We start from the raw sequence: 13,901 nt of genomic DNA, 5'->3' as shown, positions 1-13,901 counted from the left end.
AACAGACTGACTACGTGCCGAGAATCCCTTGTGGGGAGACATAGAATCTCCTACGCACCCTGTGGGAGCGAGCCCGGCTCGCGAAGGCCGCCCCAGAGGCCGCCCCGATCTGGACGTTGCACACCGCCCAACCCGGCACTCGCGCGTCCCGCGCGATTCGCGACCCAGGGTCGCTCCCACAAGAGGTTTCGTTTGAAAGCCGTGCCTGCAAAATGCCATGCGTCGTTGTTGCATATGCACACTTCCGGGCCTATCGTTGGAATACGCAACACAGGAATCGTGACATGACCCTCGCCGTCGCCACCAACAACGCCTCGAAAGACAAGGCCATGGTGCTGGCCAAGGCCCTGTTCAACGCCGGGCGCGGGCTCGGCCTGAGTCAGACACTGATCGGCCGGATCGTCGGCAAGAACCGCTCGACCATCACCCGCTCGGGCGTGGACCCGGAAAGCCAGAACGGCCAGCTGGCCCTGCTGCTCGTCCGCTGCTACCGAAGCCTGTATGCGCTGATGGACGGCAACGAGGAGCAGATGAAGCACTGGATGCACACGCCCAACCGGCACACCGGCGGCATCCCGGCCGAGCAGATGCTCTCCGTGGCCGGGCTGGTGCATGTCTACGACTACCTGGAAGCGATTCGCGGCAAGGTCTGAGGCGTGCCGAACCTGTGGCAGGAGTGCGAACTCGCCGAGAGAATCGAGCCGGTCGGCGGCATGCTGACTCGCATCGTGGAAAGCCAGGAGCAGGTGGCGACGACCGGGCTGGTCGACACCCTCGAGGAGCAGAGCGTGCTCGAGGAGATGCTAGAGGCGACCAAGCCCCCGCCACGCCCCGGCAGCGAGGATCTCCACTACCTGCTGCTCACGCCCTTCCGGTATCCACCGCTGAGGCACGGGTCGCGCTTCGGCGGCCGATTCGAGCCGTCCCTGCTCTACGGATCGCTGGCCACCGACACCGCGCTGGCGGAGGCCGCCTACTATCGGCTGGTGTTCTGGTCCGGCATGCAGACGCCGCCCTCATCCCCGCTTCGCAGCCGTCACACCCTGTTTCGCGCACGGTACGACACGGATAGCGGGCTGCGGCTGCACTGCCCACCTTGCGACCGGAAACGGGCCGTCCTGACCGATCCGGCCGACTATGGCACCACTCAGGAACTCGGCCGGGCCATGCGCGAGGCCGGGATACTGGGCTTCGAATTTCCCTCCGCCCGCGATCCGCGCGGTGGCATCAATGTCGGCCTGTTCGAACCATCGGCCCTGACCTCACGATCGCCGACCGAGTGGGAAGGGTGGCTGTGCGAGGTGACCGGCGAGCTCGTCACCTTCCTCCAGCTCACCGGCGGACGCATCGAACGCTTCCCCGCCGACACCTTCCGCGTCGACGGACAGCTGCCGCAGCCGGCCGTCTGAGCGGCAAGCCTCCGCTCAGCCAGAATGGCCCGCCCGCACGTTGCCGGGCTGAAGCCCGACCCACAGGAAGCGCATTGCTTGGCTTCGGGCTAGAGGTCAGTCCGTCCGCCAGTCGATCGGCGCAAGGCCGTGGGATTCGAGAAACGCATTGATCCGCGAGAAGGGCTTGGAGCCGAAGAAGCCGCGGTAGGCGGAGAGCGGCGAGGGGTGGGGGCTCTTGATCACCAGATGCTCGGGGCGATGCACGTGTGCGGCCTTTTTCTGTGCCTGTGCGCCCCAGAAGACGAACACGATCGGGCGCGGCTGCTCGGCGAGCACGCGGATGGCCCGCTCGGTCAGCGCCTCCCAGCCCATGCCCTGGTGCGAGGCCGGCTGGCCGGAGGCGACGGTGAGCACGGCGTTGAGCAGCAGCACGCCCTGGTCGGCCCAGTGCGTGAGGTCACCGTTGCTGTTCTGGATGCCCAGGTCTTCTGCCAGCTCCTTGAAGATGTTCAGCAGCGATTTAGGAAGCGGGCGCACGTCCGGGCGCACCGAGAAGCACAGCCCGTTGGCATGCCCCGGCGTGGGATAGGGGTCCTGCCCGAGAACGACGACGCGCACGTCGTCGAGCGGGGTGTGGTTGAAGGCACGGAACCACTCGTCGGGTTTCGGGTGAATCACCGTGCCGCGCTTGCCCTGTTCGAGCAGCCGCTCGCGCAATTGCTGCATGGGCGTATCGAGCAGCACCGGGGCGAGCGCCTCGCGCCACGCCGGCTCCATCTGGACGCGTTGAAGTGCGGAATCCGTCATGGCATCAGGCGTTCGATGATCCAGCCGTCACCGTTGTGCACGTAGGCGAACCGGTCGTGCAACCGCGACGGGCGGCCCTGCCAGAACTCCCACTCGCGCGGCACCACGCGGTAACCGCCCCATGCCGGGTTGCGCGGCACATCGCCTTCCGGGTAGCGCTCGGCCATCTCCTCGAAACGCGCCTCGAGTGCTTCGCGGGATTCGATCGCCGCACTCTGAGTGGAGGTGATCGCCGCCAGCCGCGAGCCGCGCGGGCGTTGGCGGAAGTAGGCCTCGTTGTCCTCGTCGGACAAGCGCTCGACCGTGCCGGCCACGCGTACCTGCCGGTCGACCTCCGGCCAGAAGAAGGTGATGGCAGCGCGCGGGTTGGCGTCGAGTTCCCGACCCTTGCGGCTGCGGGTGTCGGTGTAGAAGCACAGGCCGCGGGCGTCGAAGTGCTTCAACAGCACGTAGCGCGCCGAGGGCCAGCCGTCGGCGTCGACGGTCGAGACGCACATCGCGGTGGGGTCGAAGTTGCCCGCCTCGCGCGCAGCGATCAGCCAGCTGGCCAGCTGGTCGACCGGGTCGTCGGCCAGGTCGTGGCGATCCAACTCGCCGTGGAGGTAGTCGCGCCGGTCGGCACGGTGGTCGAATTCGCCCGCCATGGGTGCTCCTGATACAAGGGGTTTGCCGTGCGAGACTATAGGGAACCTCTGCACGGTTCGCCAACGACTCTGCGGGTCAGCCCGGGGCCGATTGGACGAACCACATGCTTTAAGAAAGGACCACGGACGATGAACCGACCGCTGCACCTGTTCCTGTTTCACGGCCTCGGCGCCGACGGCGACGACCTCGCCCCGATCAGCGACCTGATCACCGAGCGCGTGCCGCTGACCGACCTCCACTGGCAGGTCCACCGCCCGGACGCGCCCGTCTCGCCGGTCTCGCTCAACGGCGGCATGCCCATGCCCAGCTGGTTCGACCTGATCGCCGACAACGGCAGCATCGACGTCGACCGCGACAGCCTCGCCGGCATTACCGCCGACTTGGAGCAGGAGATCGCCGACCAGGTCGGTGACGATCCCTACATCCTCGGCGGCTTCTCGCAGGGCGGCGTGCTCACCGCCCGGCTGGCCCTGACCCTGCCGCACCCGCCGCTGGCCGCCATCATGCTCTCCACCTGGCTCGCCGCCCCCGAACAGATCGCCAAGCCCACTGACGGCCGCAACCCGGCCGTATTCATCGGCCACGGTACGCACGACCCGTTGGTGCCCGTGCATGCCGCCGGCAAGCTGAATGCGTTTCTGCAGGACTGCGGGCTGACCAATGTCACCGAGCGTCATTATCCGGTCGAGCACGGCATCATTCAGGAAGAACTTGATGACATTTTAGATTGGCTTTCCTATACCTTGTCAGAACAGGTTCACCCGAAACCCCGGGAACAAAAGAATTAACTTCACAAAAATTCAAAACGTGGGGCAGCAATGTTTGGGACCATTTGGTATCGCACAAAAGTGCTACGAATACTCAGGGAGAGTTTCGGTTACGAGCCCGCAGTCCCAGGCTGGCAATCAAAAGTTTTTAACGATGTCACCAAACATGCAAAGAAGCAGGGCGGGAACGAATACGACGGCGCCATAGTTTTCATGATCGTACAAATTGAGGCATTGAAAGACAGCGAAGATTTGGAAGTCATTGAGTGGAAATCCCGCATGAGCAGCATCGTAAGCTCCTTAATGCCTATGAGCCGTTTTGGAAACGACTTAATAGAAAATCACCCACATTAAGACCATTCTCCGCTTAACCGGAACACTTGTGAGCGTGGACATTGGCCAGCCACGACTATGGCGATGATTTGCTCGTCGAATGCACACTGTTTGATGAGGCATACTCACCCAAGACGTAAGACCGGAGACAACCGATGGATACCAAACAACTGCTCGACGAGGCGACTTCCCTTCCGGTGGAAGAACGAGCGCTGCTTGTCGACTCACTGCTCAAAAGCCTGAACCAGCCGAAGACCGAGCTGGATGATCAGTGGACGGAAGAGGCCCGGAAGCGGCTGGCGGAAATCCGGTCTGGCTCTGCCACCCCAATCGCCGGAGATGACGTGTTCCGCAACCTCTGGACCCGCTTGCGGGGATGAGGGTCGCTTTTCATCCGGCCGCGGCGGAAGAGCTGGAAGTGGCGGCGGTGCATTACGAATCGCTCGAACCGGGACTCGGGCAGGATTTCGCGCTCGAAATACACTCGGCAGTCCAACGTGCCGTCGAGTACCCACAGGCATGGCCCCGCCTGGACGAGGCTGTCAGACGGACATTGGCAAGACGATTCCCTTACGGCGTCATATACCCCCATGACGCCGACGAACTGCTGGTGCTGGCGATCATGCACTTGCACCGCCAACCGGGCTACTGGAAGGAAAGGCGCTGATTTTCAGCGCCGGTAACGCCCAAGGCGATCAGACAATCTTGAACGCATCCAGCGCCGCCCGTGCCGCCACGGCCCGCGCCCGGACGCGCTTGGGCGCGGTGCCGCCGGGCAGGTCGCGGGCGGCCATGGAGCCGTCGACGGTGAGCACGTCGAAGACGTCCTTCTCGATGTGACCCGAGATGGCCTGCAATTCGACCAGCGGCAGGTCGGCCAGATCGCAGCCCTGTTCGGTGGCGTGGCGCACGGCCTTGCCGACGATCTCGTGGGCATCGCGGAAGGCCACGCCACGGCGCACGAGGTAGTCGGCCAGATCGGTGGCTGTGGAGAAGCCCTGGCGGGCGGCCTCGCGCAGGCGCTCACGGTTGGGCTCGATGGCCGGGATCATGTCGGCGAACGCCCGCAGTGAGCCCATCAGGGTGTCGACGGCGTCGAAGACCGGCTCCTTGTCCTCCTGGTTGTCCTTGTTGTAGGCCAGCGGCTGGCTCTTCATGAGGGTGAGCAGGGAGAACAGGCTGCCGTAGACGCGGCCGGTCTTGCCGCGCACCAGCTCGGGCACGTCGGGGTTCTTCTTCTGCGGCATGATCGAGCTGCCGGTGCAGAAGCGGTCGGGCAGTTCGATGAAGTTGAACTGCGCGGAGGTCCAGAGCACCAGCTCCTCGCTCATGCGCGACAGGTGCATCATCAGGATCGAGGCCGCCGACAGGAATTCGATCTGGAAGTCGCGATCGGAAACCGCGTCGAGCGAGTTCTCGCTGATGCCGTCGAAGCCCAGCTCGTTGGCCACCCAGTCGCGGTCGAGCGGGTAGGAGGTGCCGGCGAGCGCGGCCGATCCCAGCGGCATGATGTTGATGCGCTTGCGGGTATCGATCAGCCGCTCGACGTCGCGCTCGAGCATGTCGTGCCAGGCGAGCATGTGATGACCGAAGCTGACCGGCTGGGCGACCTGCAGGTGGGTGAAGCCGGGCATGACGGTCTCGGCCTCGGCCTCGGCGAGATCCACCAGCCCGCGGCGCAGGCGGTTGGCTTCCTCGATGATCGCGTCGACGGCGCGGCGCATGAACAGGCGGATGTCGGTGGCGACCTGGTCGTTGCGCGAACGGCCGGTGTGTAGCTTCTTGCCGACGTCGCCGATGCGGTCGATCAGGCGCGCCTCGATGTTCATGTGCACGTCCTCGAGCTCCACCGACCAGGCGAGATCGCCGCGCTCGATGTCGCCGCGGATGTCCTCGAGCCCGCGGACGATCTTCTTGGCCTCGTCCTCGGTGATCACGCCGACGCGCGCGAGCATGCGGGCATGGGCGATCGAGCCGGTGATGTCCTCGTCATAGAGGCGCTGGTCGAAGCCGATCGAGGCGGTGAAGGCCTCGACGAAGGCGTCGGTGGGCTCGGAGAAACGGCCGCCCCAGAGCTTGGCGGCTGGCTTGTCGTCGCGATCGGTCATGGTTGTCCTCGGGAAATCGGGTTCGCATCGGAGCGGCCGTGCGGGCCGCCGTCGGCGTTTGAACGTGGCGCGAGTATATCGCAGCCAGCGCCGACGCCCTGAGACCCGAATCGATTCACGTGAAACCTTGAGGCAAGATAGACGGCGTCAGGTCTCTGACGCGAAAGGAGTCGCCCGCTTGCCGCCCCAGCCGACCAACGCATCCGCCTCGGAAACCGCCCGCGACCGCACGTTGCTGCCCGCGGCGCTGCCAGCGTTCTGCACCGCGCGAGTGATCCTGATCACGCTGGCGATGGGCGCGGCACTCTCTCTGCTGCTGACGCTCGTGCCTGGCGTGGGCCCGGAACGCTGGGCGCGCTTCGGCACGACGCTCTGGCTGGTGACCTGGATCGCGCTGGTGACCGTAGCGCTGCTCTGTGCCACGCGCCGCTGGCTCGACCGGCTGCCGTTACCGGCACTCCTGACCATCATCGTGGCGCTGCTGCTCACCGTCACCGCCGTGACCAGTGCGGTCGCCTTCGGTGCACTGCAGTCGATCGGCTGGCAGCCGCAGGAGACCGCCGGCGAGTTCCTGCTGCACAACCTCGCCATCGCCCTGCTGGTGGGGCTGATCGGCATCTGGGTGTTCTCGCTGCACCTGGGCAATGCCCGCCAGATCAATGCCGCCGCCGAGGCGCGCCTGTCGGCGCTGCACGCGCGCATCCGGCCGCACTTTCTGTTCAACAGCCTCAACACGGTCGCCGAGCTGGTCCATGATCGACCCGAGGCCGCCGAGCAGGCCGTGCTGGACCTCTCGCGCGTGTTCCGCGCCGCGCTGGCCAGCGACTCGACCAGCACGCTCGCCGAGGAAGTGGAGCTCGCGCGCCGCTACCTCGACATCGAGCACTGGCGACTGGGCGAGCGCCTGCACGTCGACTGGCAGCTGCCCGAGCCGCTGCCCGCGATCTCCCTGCCGATCCTCACGCTCCAGCCGCTGGTGGAGAACGCCGTGCGACACAGCGTCGAGCGCCAAGCCGGCCCCGGCCCGATCCGGGTCGAGTGCCGGGTGGGCAGCCGGTCGATCGGGCTGGTGATCGAGAACGACCTGGTTGCCGGTGACGATCACCACGGCAACGGCATGGCGCTCGCCAACATCCGCGACCGGCTCGCGCTGATGTTCGGCGAGGCGGCCTCGTTGCGCGCCGGCCCGGTCGACGGGCGGTTCCGGGTCAAGCTGGTGCTGCCACGCACCGACGGCGAGGCCACGCCATGATCCGCGCCCTGATCGTCGACGACGAACCGCTGGCCCGCGACCGGCTGCGCCGCCTGCTCGGTCGACTGGGCGGCATCGAGGTGGTCGCCGAGGCCGGCAACGCCGACGAGGCCTGCGCGGCGATGCGCACGGTGCCGGACCTGGTGTTCCTCGACATCGAGATGCCCGGCGAGAACGGCATTCGACTGGCCCATCGCCTGCGCGAGGCCGACCTGCCGCCGGCGATCGTCTTCACCACCGCGCACGCCGACCGCGCCCTGCCCGCCAGCGAGACCGCGCCGGCCGGCTACCTGCTCAAACCCATCGAGCCCGAGGCCCTGCGCGCGGCAATCGAGCGGGCCGCCCGCCCCAATCGCTGCCACCAGTCCCGCCGACCGACCCTGACCGTGCGCCTGGGTCGCGAGGAACTGCGCCTGGGCCCGGAGCACGTGGTCGCGGCGGTCGCCGAGGACAAGGCCACCCACCTCTACCTGCTCGACCCGGCCGATGGTCGGCGCCGCGAGGCCTGGATCGAACCGAGCCTCAACGAGCTCGAGGAACGATTCGACGGCCGGTTGCTGCGCCTGCACCGCAACAGCCTGGTCAACGCCGCGCAGATCCACTCGGTCAGCCACCACGACGGCCAGCACCACTGCCACGTCCATCACCTCGACGAGCCATTGATGATCAGCCGCCGCGCCTGGCGCTCGGTGCGCGACGCGCTCGACGAATAACCGCACGCCCGGGTCTGGACGACGGGGCCCTGTTTCATTTGTGCGACACTTGGGGACTACCTGCCGGGGAATGACACGCCCCCGCCCGGTCCACGTGGAGGTCCGCGATGACGCAATGGTTCAACGAGCTGTGGTTCCTGACGCTGGAGGCCGCCCCCTGGCTGCTGCTGGGGCTGGTGATCGCCGCGCTGATCAAGGCGTTCTCCGACCAGCTGGCGATCGCCAAGTACCTCTCGGGCGAGTCGACCGGGGCGATCACCCGCGCGGCGTTCATCGGCGCCCCGTTGCCGCTGTGTTCCTGCGGGGTGGTGCCGGCGGTGCTGGGCCTCAAGGACGCCGGTGCCGGGCGCGGGCCGTCGATGGCCTTCCTGGTCGCCACGCCGGAGACCGGCCCGGATTCGATCAGCGTCAGCTACGGCATGCTGGGGCCGGTCTATGCCATCGCCCGCCCGATCGCGGCGATCATTGGCGCCATCGTCACCGGCGTGGTCAGCGGCCGACTGGCCGGACCCATGCCGGCCGACTCGGCCACGACAAGCACCTCGGCCGCCGAGGGCTGCTGTGGCGAGGAGAAGGACAGCGGCTACTGTGACACCACTCCGGCGAGCGCCTCGACAGCAAGCTGCTGCGCCCCGGAAAACGACACCGCTACCGCCTGCTGCGGGGACAACGTGCCGGCCGGCCCGGGCGCCCGCGAGCGCCTCTCCGGCGGCTTTGCCTATGCCTTCGGCCAGGTGCTGATCGATATCGTGCCGTGGATGGTCCTGGGTCTGGCCATCGCCGCCACCGCGGTAGTGCTGATCCCGGACGGCTTTTTCGACAACGCCTGGGGGCTGGTGGGCAGCTACCTGCTGATGGCCGTGATCGGCATCCCGATGTACGTCTGCGCGACCGCCTCGACGCCGATCGCCGCCGGGTTGCTGGTGGCGGGCATGTCGCCGGGCGCGGCGCTGGTGTTCCTGCTCGCCGGCCCGGCGACCAATATCGGCACGCTCGGCATCTTGAGAAAGCACTTCGGTACCCGCCTGATCGGGGTGTACCTGGTGACCGTGATCGCCTGCGCGCTGGTCGCCGGGGTGAGCCTGGACCTGCTGTGGCACGCGTTCGACTGGAGCCTGCCGAGCAGTGCGGCAGCCGGCCATGCGATGGAAGCGAACTGGCTGGGCATCGGCTCGCTTGCGGTGCTCGCCGCCGTCACCATTCACGCCTACTGGCGCCGCCGGCAGGCCCGTCAGGTGCCACGCCACGGATCAGGAGAGGAAGCCTGTGGCTGTTCACAAGACCGGGATGGATCTCGGTGACCACGACCGGGTCACGGTCGGCCTGATCAGCGACACGCACGGCACGCTCGAGCGTGCCCTGCTGCCGCTGCTGGCCGACGTGGACGTGATCGTCCATGCCGGCGACCTGCTCGATCCCGGCGAACTGCGCCAGCTCACGCCGACCAGCGGCCACGTGGTGGTCGTACGCGGCAACAACGACACCCCCGGCCAGTGGCCAGAAGGGACCGAGGCACTGCTCGAGACCCTACCCGAACAGGCGCATCTGCAACTGCCCGGTGGCCTGCTGGTCATCGAGCACGGTCACCGCGTCAACCCCGCCCGCAGCCGTCACGAGCGCCTGCGACGCCGCCACCCCGATGCGCGCGCGATCGTCTACGGCCACACCCATCGCCGGGTGATCGACACCGACGAGACGCCCTGGGTCCTCAACCCGGGCGCCGCCGGGCGCCAGCGCGCCTTCGGCGGCATCGGCTTTCTGCGCCTGACCGCCACGGTGGACGAGTGGTGGGTCGAGGTCGTCACCCTCCCCAAGCGCGGCCGGGACACGTAGACTCACCCGGGAATCGTCACTCAGGACAGGAAACTCTCGATTCATGGCGAACGTGCTGGGCGTGGGGATTGCCACGCTGGACATCATCAACGAGCTCGATCACTACCCAACCGAGGACAGTGAGCAGCGCGCCGTTTCCCAGCGCGTCGAGCTGGGCGGCAATGTCGCCAACAACCTGCGGTTGCTGCGCCAGTTCGGCCATCCGGTCGAGTTTGCCGGCGTGCTGGCCGACGATGCCGACGGGCGACGCATCAGTGATTTGATGGATCGCTACGGCATCGATACCCGCCACACGCGCCGGGTCGAGGGTCACGCGCCCACCTCCTACATCACCGTCAATCGTGCCACCGGCAGCCGCACCATCGTGCACTGGCGTGACCTGCCGGAATTCGACCTGGGCTCGTTCATGGCGCTCGACCCAAACGAGTACGACTGGCTGCACTTCGAGGCGCGCGCCTGCGACGAGACGGCCGCCATGCTGGCCCTGTCCCGCGCGCGGGTCACCGACCAGCCCATCTCTCTGGAAGTGGAGAAAGACCGCCCGGACCTGGACCAGCTCTGGTCCTTCCCCGACATCATCTTCTTCTCCAAGGCCTTCGCCGGTGGTCGCGGCTTCGACGAGCCCGCAGCCTTCCTGCGCGAGGCCCGCGGCTGGGCGCCGCAGGCGATCCTGGTGCTTGGCTGGGGCAGCGGCGGGGCCTGGCTGTCCCGACCCGATGAGACCGAGCCCGCTCATGTTCCGGCGCAACCGGTCGATACCGTCATTGACAGCATCGCTGCCGGCGACACCCTGATCGCCGGGTTCATCCATGCCCGCGCGCGCGGAATGGGGTCGCTGGAGTCGCTGGAATTTGCCGTCCGCCTGGCCGAGCGCAAGCTGACACAGGCCGGATTGGCCGGGCTGGGGCCGAACGATCCGGCCGCCGACCCGGACCTGCTTTGCCGACTCGACGATCTCGAGCCGTTGGATGCCCTCGGCGTCTGGCCGCGAGGCCGCGAGGCGTCCGGGGGCAGACCGGCACCACTGATCGTGACCCGCGACGGCGAGCGGGTCTGCGCTTGGCGGAACGTCTGTCCGCACAACGGCTCGCCGCTGTCGCGGGAACGGCACGATTTCCTCGAGACCCGCGAGGGCGAGCGCCAGCTGCGATGCAACGTGCATCAGGCCTTTTTCCGTCTCGCCGATGGCCTGTGCACCGCCGGCCCCTGCGAGGGGCAACGGCTCGAACCCGTCGATCTGGAACGGATCGGCAACCGGATCTACCTGGCCGATCGTGCAAGCCGGCGAGATGAACAGGAACGCCCCCAGGAACACTCGTCGGGAAACCCGCAGGGATGATGAATCGCCAACATGACATTTCGCATTGGCTCGAGGCATTGCCCGACCCGCTGGTCGGACGTGATGCCGACGGCCGATTGCACCTGATCAACCGGGCGGCCCGCTCGATGCCGGCGAGCAGCAAACTCGAAGGCATGTTCGACGACCGCGAGGGAGACGCCTCCCCGCGGCTGGTCAGCCATCCGCCCAGCGAGGATGCCAACCGCCGGGTGTATCGCCACCTTCACCTCGGCTCGCACCCCGACCCCGAGGCTACCCCGCGCGAGCTGCACCTGCTGCAGGACGTGACCAGCGAGAAGCGCGCCGAATCGGCGCTGGCCGAAACCGAGCGCCTGGTCCGCCTGCTCATCGACGCCAGTCCCGACGTGATCCTGGTCAAGGACGGCCAGGGTCGTTGGCTGCTGGCCAACCAGGCCGCGCTCAACCTGTTCCGCCTTGAAGGCCTGCCCTGGTGGGGACGGGACGACGACTCGCTGGCCGAGCTGACCGAGCCGACCTTCCGAGACGCCTTCTACTTCTGTCGACAATCCGACGAGCGCGCCTGGAAGGCCAACGAACTCCATCGCGAGAGCGAGGTGATCAAATCGCCGGAAGGCGAGGAGCAGGTCTTCGACACGATCAAGCAGCCGGTCCTCGACCCCGACGGCCGGCGCCACGCCATGATCGTGATCGCGCGCAACATCACCGCCCAGTTGCGTGCCCAGGCCGAGTACGAAGACCTGGCCATCCACGACGAGCTGACCCATCTCTACAACCGCCGCTTCTTCCAGATCGAGGCCCAGCGCCGCCTCGACGAACTGGGCCGCGATAACCGTCACGCGGCCGTGGCCGTGCTGGACCTCGACCGTTTCCGCAGCATCAACGACTGTCACGGCCACGAAGAAGGCGATCGGGTAATCCGCCAGATGGCCGATCGGCTGCGCGACCTGGGGGCGACGCAGGACTGGCTGGTCGCCCGGCTCGCCGGTGACGAGTTCGCCATCCTCGCCGGCGACGTCGAACCCAGCGACGGACCGGAGGTGCTGGGCGGGGCGCTGCGCGAGCTGATGCGTCATTCCTTCGAGCTTGAGACCACCAATCTGATCCTGACCGCCAGTACCGGCATCGCCTATTGGCCGTCCCACAGTCGCTACATCTCCCAGCTGCTTACCCAGGCGGATGCGGCGATGTTCGAGGCGAAGAAGAACGAGCGCGAGCCGGTGGCGGTCTTCAGCCCGCAGCTCTCGGAGCGACAGATCTGGCGTTCCGAGATGCTGGGCGCGCTGCGCGACAGCCTGGAGAACGACCGCTTTCATCTCGTCTACCAGATCCAGCAGGACGCCCTCGGCCTGGCCGTCACGGGCGTGGAGGCCCTGCTGCGCTGGGAAGCCCCCGATCCGCAACTGCAGTGCGGCCCCGAGGAGTTCATTCCGTTCCTCGAGCAATCGGGGCTGATCGTCGAGGTCGGTGGCTGGGTGATGACCGAGTCGGCCTGCCAGGCCGCCGAGTGGGGCCGCGAGACCGGCGAGGCGATCACCGTCTCGGTGAATGTCTCCAGCGTGCAGCTGCATGCCCCCTGTTTCGCCGAGCGCGTCGCGCGCGCGCTGGAGATATCCGGCCTGCCGCCGGAACGACTGGAATTGGAACTCACCGAGACCGCGCTGGTCCATGATCCTGAACAGGCGGCAACAATGTTGGATGCCGTGCGTGAGCTCGGCGTGAAGCTCGCGCTGGACGACTTCGGCACCGGCTATTCCTCGCTGAGCTATTTGAAGCGATTCTCGTTCGACCGGCTGAAGATCGATCAGGGTTTCGTGCGTGACATCCTCGGCGACCGCAACGATCTGGAGATCGTCCGGGCGATCATCGCCATGGGCAACGCCCTGTCGCTCGAGATCATCGCCGAAGGGGTGGAGACCACCGAGCAGCGAGACCTTCTGGACGCGCTCGGTTGCCATTCCTTCCAGGGCTACCTGATCGGTCGCCCGACACCGGCCGACGCCATTCGCCCGTTACTGGGCGTGCGGCTGCTGTAACCACCAAGAGGCCCGAACCCATGACGACACGCGCACAATGGATCGAGCAGACCCTGCGGGACGCGCTCGAACCGAGGTATCTCGAGATCACCGACGAGTCGACGCAGCATGCCGGCGACCGCGTCGAAAGCCACTTCCGCGTGGTGGTGGTCAGCGAGCAATTCGATGGCCTGCCCCTGATCCGCCGCCATCGACTGGCGCAGGATCCGCTCAAGCCGGCCTTCGAACAGGGCCTGCACGCGCTGGCCCTGCACACCTACAGCCCCGCCGAATGGGAGCAGCGTCTGGACGCGCCGGTATCACCGGATTGCCAGGGTGGGGGGCACTAACCAGGGGAAAACTTGCTACATGGAATGGATGCCTGAAGACGTCTCGATCATATCCCGATAAAGATCGTCGGGTTTGTTTACAACCATGGGTCGACCGACTAGGCTCCCCGCCAAATGTCGTTACGCGCATGCCCCGGTTGGGGCATTTTCGTTTCTGAAGCACGAATTTGACGCCGTGATCGCATCCGTTCCAAACAGTTAGGAGTTCCTCATGAAAACGCGTCACCTACTACTGGCCACCCCGTTGGCCCTGGCCCCATTGGCCATCAGCCCGGCACTCGCCCACGAAAGCGAGGAGGAAGTCGAAGTTGATGGGGTAAGCGGATTAAATGGTTGATCTTACCTTTGCATGAGAGTGAGACAGACCGG

16 protein-coding genes are annotated in these 13,901 nt (G+C 66.6%); 13 read left to right on the top strand and 3 right to left on the bottom strand.

Features of this window, described 5'->3' with window-relative positions:
• The first annotated feature begins 284 nt into the window (after positions 1-284).
• The gene (locus tag D5687_RS10675) at positions 285-653 is read left to right on the top strand and encodes an MbcA/ParS/Xre antitoxin family protein (RefSeq protein ID WP_125199764.1); all 369 of its coding nucleotides are present in this window, start codon (positions 285-287) and stop codon (positions 651-653) included.
• Positions 654-656: 3 nt separating this feature from the next.
• A complete protein-coding gene (locus tag D5687_RS10670) occupies positions 657-1,409 on the top strand; it encodes an RES family NAD+ phosphorylase (protein WP_240031487.1) in 753 nt (250 codons plus the stop codon).
• A gap of 96 nt (positions 1,410-1,505) precedes the next feature.
• Here the strand turns inward: D5687_RS10670 and D5687_RS10665 are convergent, their stop codons facing one another.
• Together D5687_RS10665 and pdxH are read right to left on the bottom strand one after the other, a co-directional pair.
• Positions 1,506-2,198 carry a uracil-DNA glycosylase gene (locus D5687_RS10665; RefSeq protein ID WP_125199763.1) on the bottom strand — a complete coding sequence of 231 codons (693 nt, stop codon included), beginning with the start codon at positions 2,196-2,198 and terminating at the stop codon, positions 1,506-1,508.
• Positions 2,195-2,842: a pyridoxamine 5'-phosphate oxidase gene (gene pdxH, locus D5687_RS10660; RefSeq protein WP_125199762.1), complete on the bottom strand. Its 648-nt coding sequence runs from the start codon at positions 2,840-2,842 to the stop codon at positions 2,195-2,197. The genes D5687_RS10665 and pdxH overlap by 4 nt, the downstream gene beginning before the upstream one ends.
• A 129-nt stretch (positions 2,843-2,971) precedes the next feature.
• Here pdxH and D5687_RS10655 point away from each other — a divergent pair, with 129 nt between their 5' ends.
• The 3 genes from D5687_RS10655 to D5687_RS10645 all read left to right on the top strand — a co-directional run bounded on the left by D5687_RS10655 (position 2,972) and on the right by D5687_RS10645 (position 4,610).
• Positions 2,972-3,631 carry an alpha/beta hydrolase gene (locus D5687_RS10655; RefSeq protein WP_125199761.1) on the top strand — a complete coding sequence of 220 codons (660 nt, stop codon included), beginning with the start codon at positions 2,972-2,974 and terminating at the stop codon, positions 3,629-3,631.
• Positions 3,632-4,098: 467 nt separating this feature from the next.
• A complete protein-coding gene (locus tag D5687_RS10650) occupies positions 4,099-4,323 on the top strand; it encodes an addiction module protein (RefSeq protein ID WP_125199760.1) in 225 nt (74 codons plus the stop codon).
• Positions 4,320-4,610, top strand: a complete 291-nt coding sequence (locus tag D5687_RS10645; protein WP_125199759.1) for a type II toxin-antitoxin system RelE/ParE family toxin — start codon at positions 4,320-4,322, stop codon at positions 4,608-4,610. Before D5687_RS10650 ends, D5687_RS10645 begins: the two co-directional genes overlap by 4 nt.
• Positions 4,611-4,638: 28 nt before the next feature.
• Here D5687_RS10645 and argH read toward each other — a convergent pair whose 3' ends face one another.
• The gene (gene argH, locus D5687_RS10640; RefSeq protein WP_125199758.1) at positions 4,639-6,051 is read right to left on the bottom strand and encodes an argininosuccinate lyase; all 1,413 of its coding nucleotides are present in this window, start codon (positions 6,049-6,051) and stop codon (positions 4,639-4,641) included.
• A 178-nt stretch (positions 6,052-6,229) separates the two neighbouring features.
• Here argH and D5687_RS10635 point away from each other — a divergent pair, with 178 nt between their 5' ends.
• The 8 genes from D5687_RS10635 (at position 6,230) to D5687_RS11495 (ending at position 13,869) form a co-directional block, all read left to right on the top strand.
• On the top strand, positions 6,230-7,303 hold the full coding sequence (locus D5687_RS10635) for a sensor histidine kinase (RefSeq protein WP_158611867.1): 1,074 nt from the start codon (positions 6,230-6,232) through the stop codon (positions 7,301-7,303).
• Positions 7,300-8,016: a LytTR family DNA-binding domain-containing protein gene (locus D5687_RS11515; RefSeq protein ID WP_125199756.1), complete on the top strand. Its 717-nt coding sequence runs from the start codon at positions 7,300-7,302 to the stop codon at positions 8,014-8,016. The genes D5687_RS10635 and D5687_RS11515 overlap by 4 nt, the downstream gene beginning before the upstream one ends.
• A 107-nt stretch (positions 8,017-8,123) precedes the next feature.
• Complete coding sequence (locus tag D5687_RS10625) at positions 8,124-9,317, top strand: SO_0444 family Cu/Zn efflux transporter (protein WP_125199755.1); 1,194 nt, start codon at positions 8,124-8,126, stop codon at positions 9,315-9,317.
• Positions 9,283-9,849: a YfcE family phosphodiesterase gene (locus D5687_RS10620; RefSeq protein ID WP_240031486.1), complete on the top strand. Its 567-nt coding sequence runs from the start codon at positions 9,283-9,285 to the stop codon at positions 9,847-9,849. The genes D5687_RS10625 and D5687_RS10620 overlap by 35 nt, the downstream gene beginning before the upstream one ends.
• A 43-nt stretch (positions 9,850-9,892) precedes the next feature.
• Positions 9,893-11,188 (top strand): PfkB family carbohydrate kinase, encoded by a 1,296-nt coding sequence (locus D5687_RS10615; protein WP_125199754.1) that lies wholly within the window; start codon positions 9,893-9,895, stop codon positions 11,186-11,188.
• Positions 11,185-13,203 (top strand): bifunctional diguanylate cyclase/phosphodiesterase, encoded by a 2,019-nt coding sequence (locus tag D5687_RS10610; protein WP_125199753.1) that lies wholly within the window; start codon positions 11,185-11,187, stop codon positions 13,201-13,203. The genes D5687_RS10615 and D5687_RS10610 overlap by 4 nt, the downstream gene beginning before the upstream one ends.
• 20 nt (positions 13,204-13,223) lie before the next feature.
• Positions 13,224-13,532, top strand: a complete 309-nt coding sequence (locus D5687_RS10605) for a BolA family transcriptional regulator (protein ID WP_125199752.1) — start codon at positions 13,224-13,226, stop codon at positions 13,530-13,532.
• A 211-nt stretch (positions 13,533-13,743) separates the two neighbouring features.
• Positions 13,744-13,869, top strand: coding sequence for a hypothetical protein (locus D5687_RS11495; RefSeq protein WP_255410314.1), 126 nt, complete (start codon positions 13,744-13,746; stop codon positions 13,867-13,869).
• Positions 13,870-13,901 lie beyond the last annotated feature (32 nt).

It is taken from the genome of Guyparkeria sp. SCN-R1 (assembly GCF_003932495.1).
Lineage (GTDB): Bacteria > Pseudomonadota > Gammaproteobacteria > Halothiobacillales > Halothiobacillaceae > Guyparkeria.
Note: the sequence above shows the minus strand (reverse complement) of the source record. Positions and strands in the feature narration are given on the sequence as shown.

Bases quoted from the DNA above. Each gene is read 5' to 3' on its own strand.
- D5687_RS10675 (WP_125199764.1), top strand. From the start codon at position 285: ATGACCCTCGCCGTCGCCACCAACAACGCCTCGAAAGACAAGGCCATG.
- D5687_RS10665 (WP_125199763.1), bottom strand. From the start codon at position 2,198: ATGACGGATTCCGCACTTCAACGCGTCCAGATGGAGCCGGCGTGGCGC.
- pdxH (WP_125199762.1), bottom strand. From the start codon at position 2,842: ATGGCGGGCGAATTCGACCACCGTGCCGACCGGCGCGACTACCTCCAC.
- D5687_RS10655 (WP_125199761.1), top strand. From the start codon at position 2,972: ATGAACCGACCGCTGCACCTGTTCCTGTTTCACGGCCTCGGCGCCGAC.
- D5687_RS10650 (WP_125199760.1), top strand. From the start codon at position 4,099: ATGGATACCAAACAACTGCTCGACGAGGCGACTTCCCTTCCGGTGGAA.
- D5687_RS10645 (WP_125199759.1), top strand. From the start codon at position 4,320: ATGAGGGTCGCTTTTCATCCGGCCGCGGCGGAAGAGCTGGAAGTGGCG.
- argH (WP_125199758.1), bottom strand. From the start codon at position 6,051: ATGACCGATCGCGACGACAAGCCAGCCGCCAAGCTCTGGGGCGGCCGT.
- D5687_RS11515 (WP_125199756.1), top strand. From the start codon at position 7,300: ATGATCCGCGCCCTGATCGTCGACGACGAACCGCTGGCCCGCGACCGG.
- D5687_RS10625 (WP_125199755.1), top strand. From the start codon at position 8,124: ATGACGCAATGGTTCAACGAGCTGTGGTTCCTGACGCTGGAGGCCGCC.
- D5687_RS10615 (WP_125199754.1), top strand. From the start codon at position 9,893: ATGGCGAACGTGCTGGGCGTGGGGATTGCCACGCTGGACATCATCAAC.
- D5687_RS10610 (WP_125199753.1), top strand. From the start codon at position 11,185: ATGATGAATCGCCAACATGACATTTCGCATTGGCTCGAGGCATTGCCC.
- D5687_RS10605 (WP_125199752.1), top strand. From the start codon at position 13,224: ATGACGACACGCGCACAATGGATCGAGCAGACCCTGCGGGACGCGCTC.
- D5687_RS11495 (WP_255410314.1), top strand. From the start codon at position 13,744: ATGAAAACGCGTCACCTACTACTGGCCACCCCGTTGGCCCTGGCCCCA.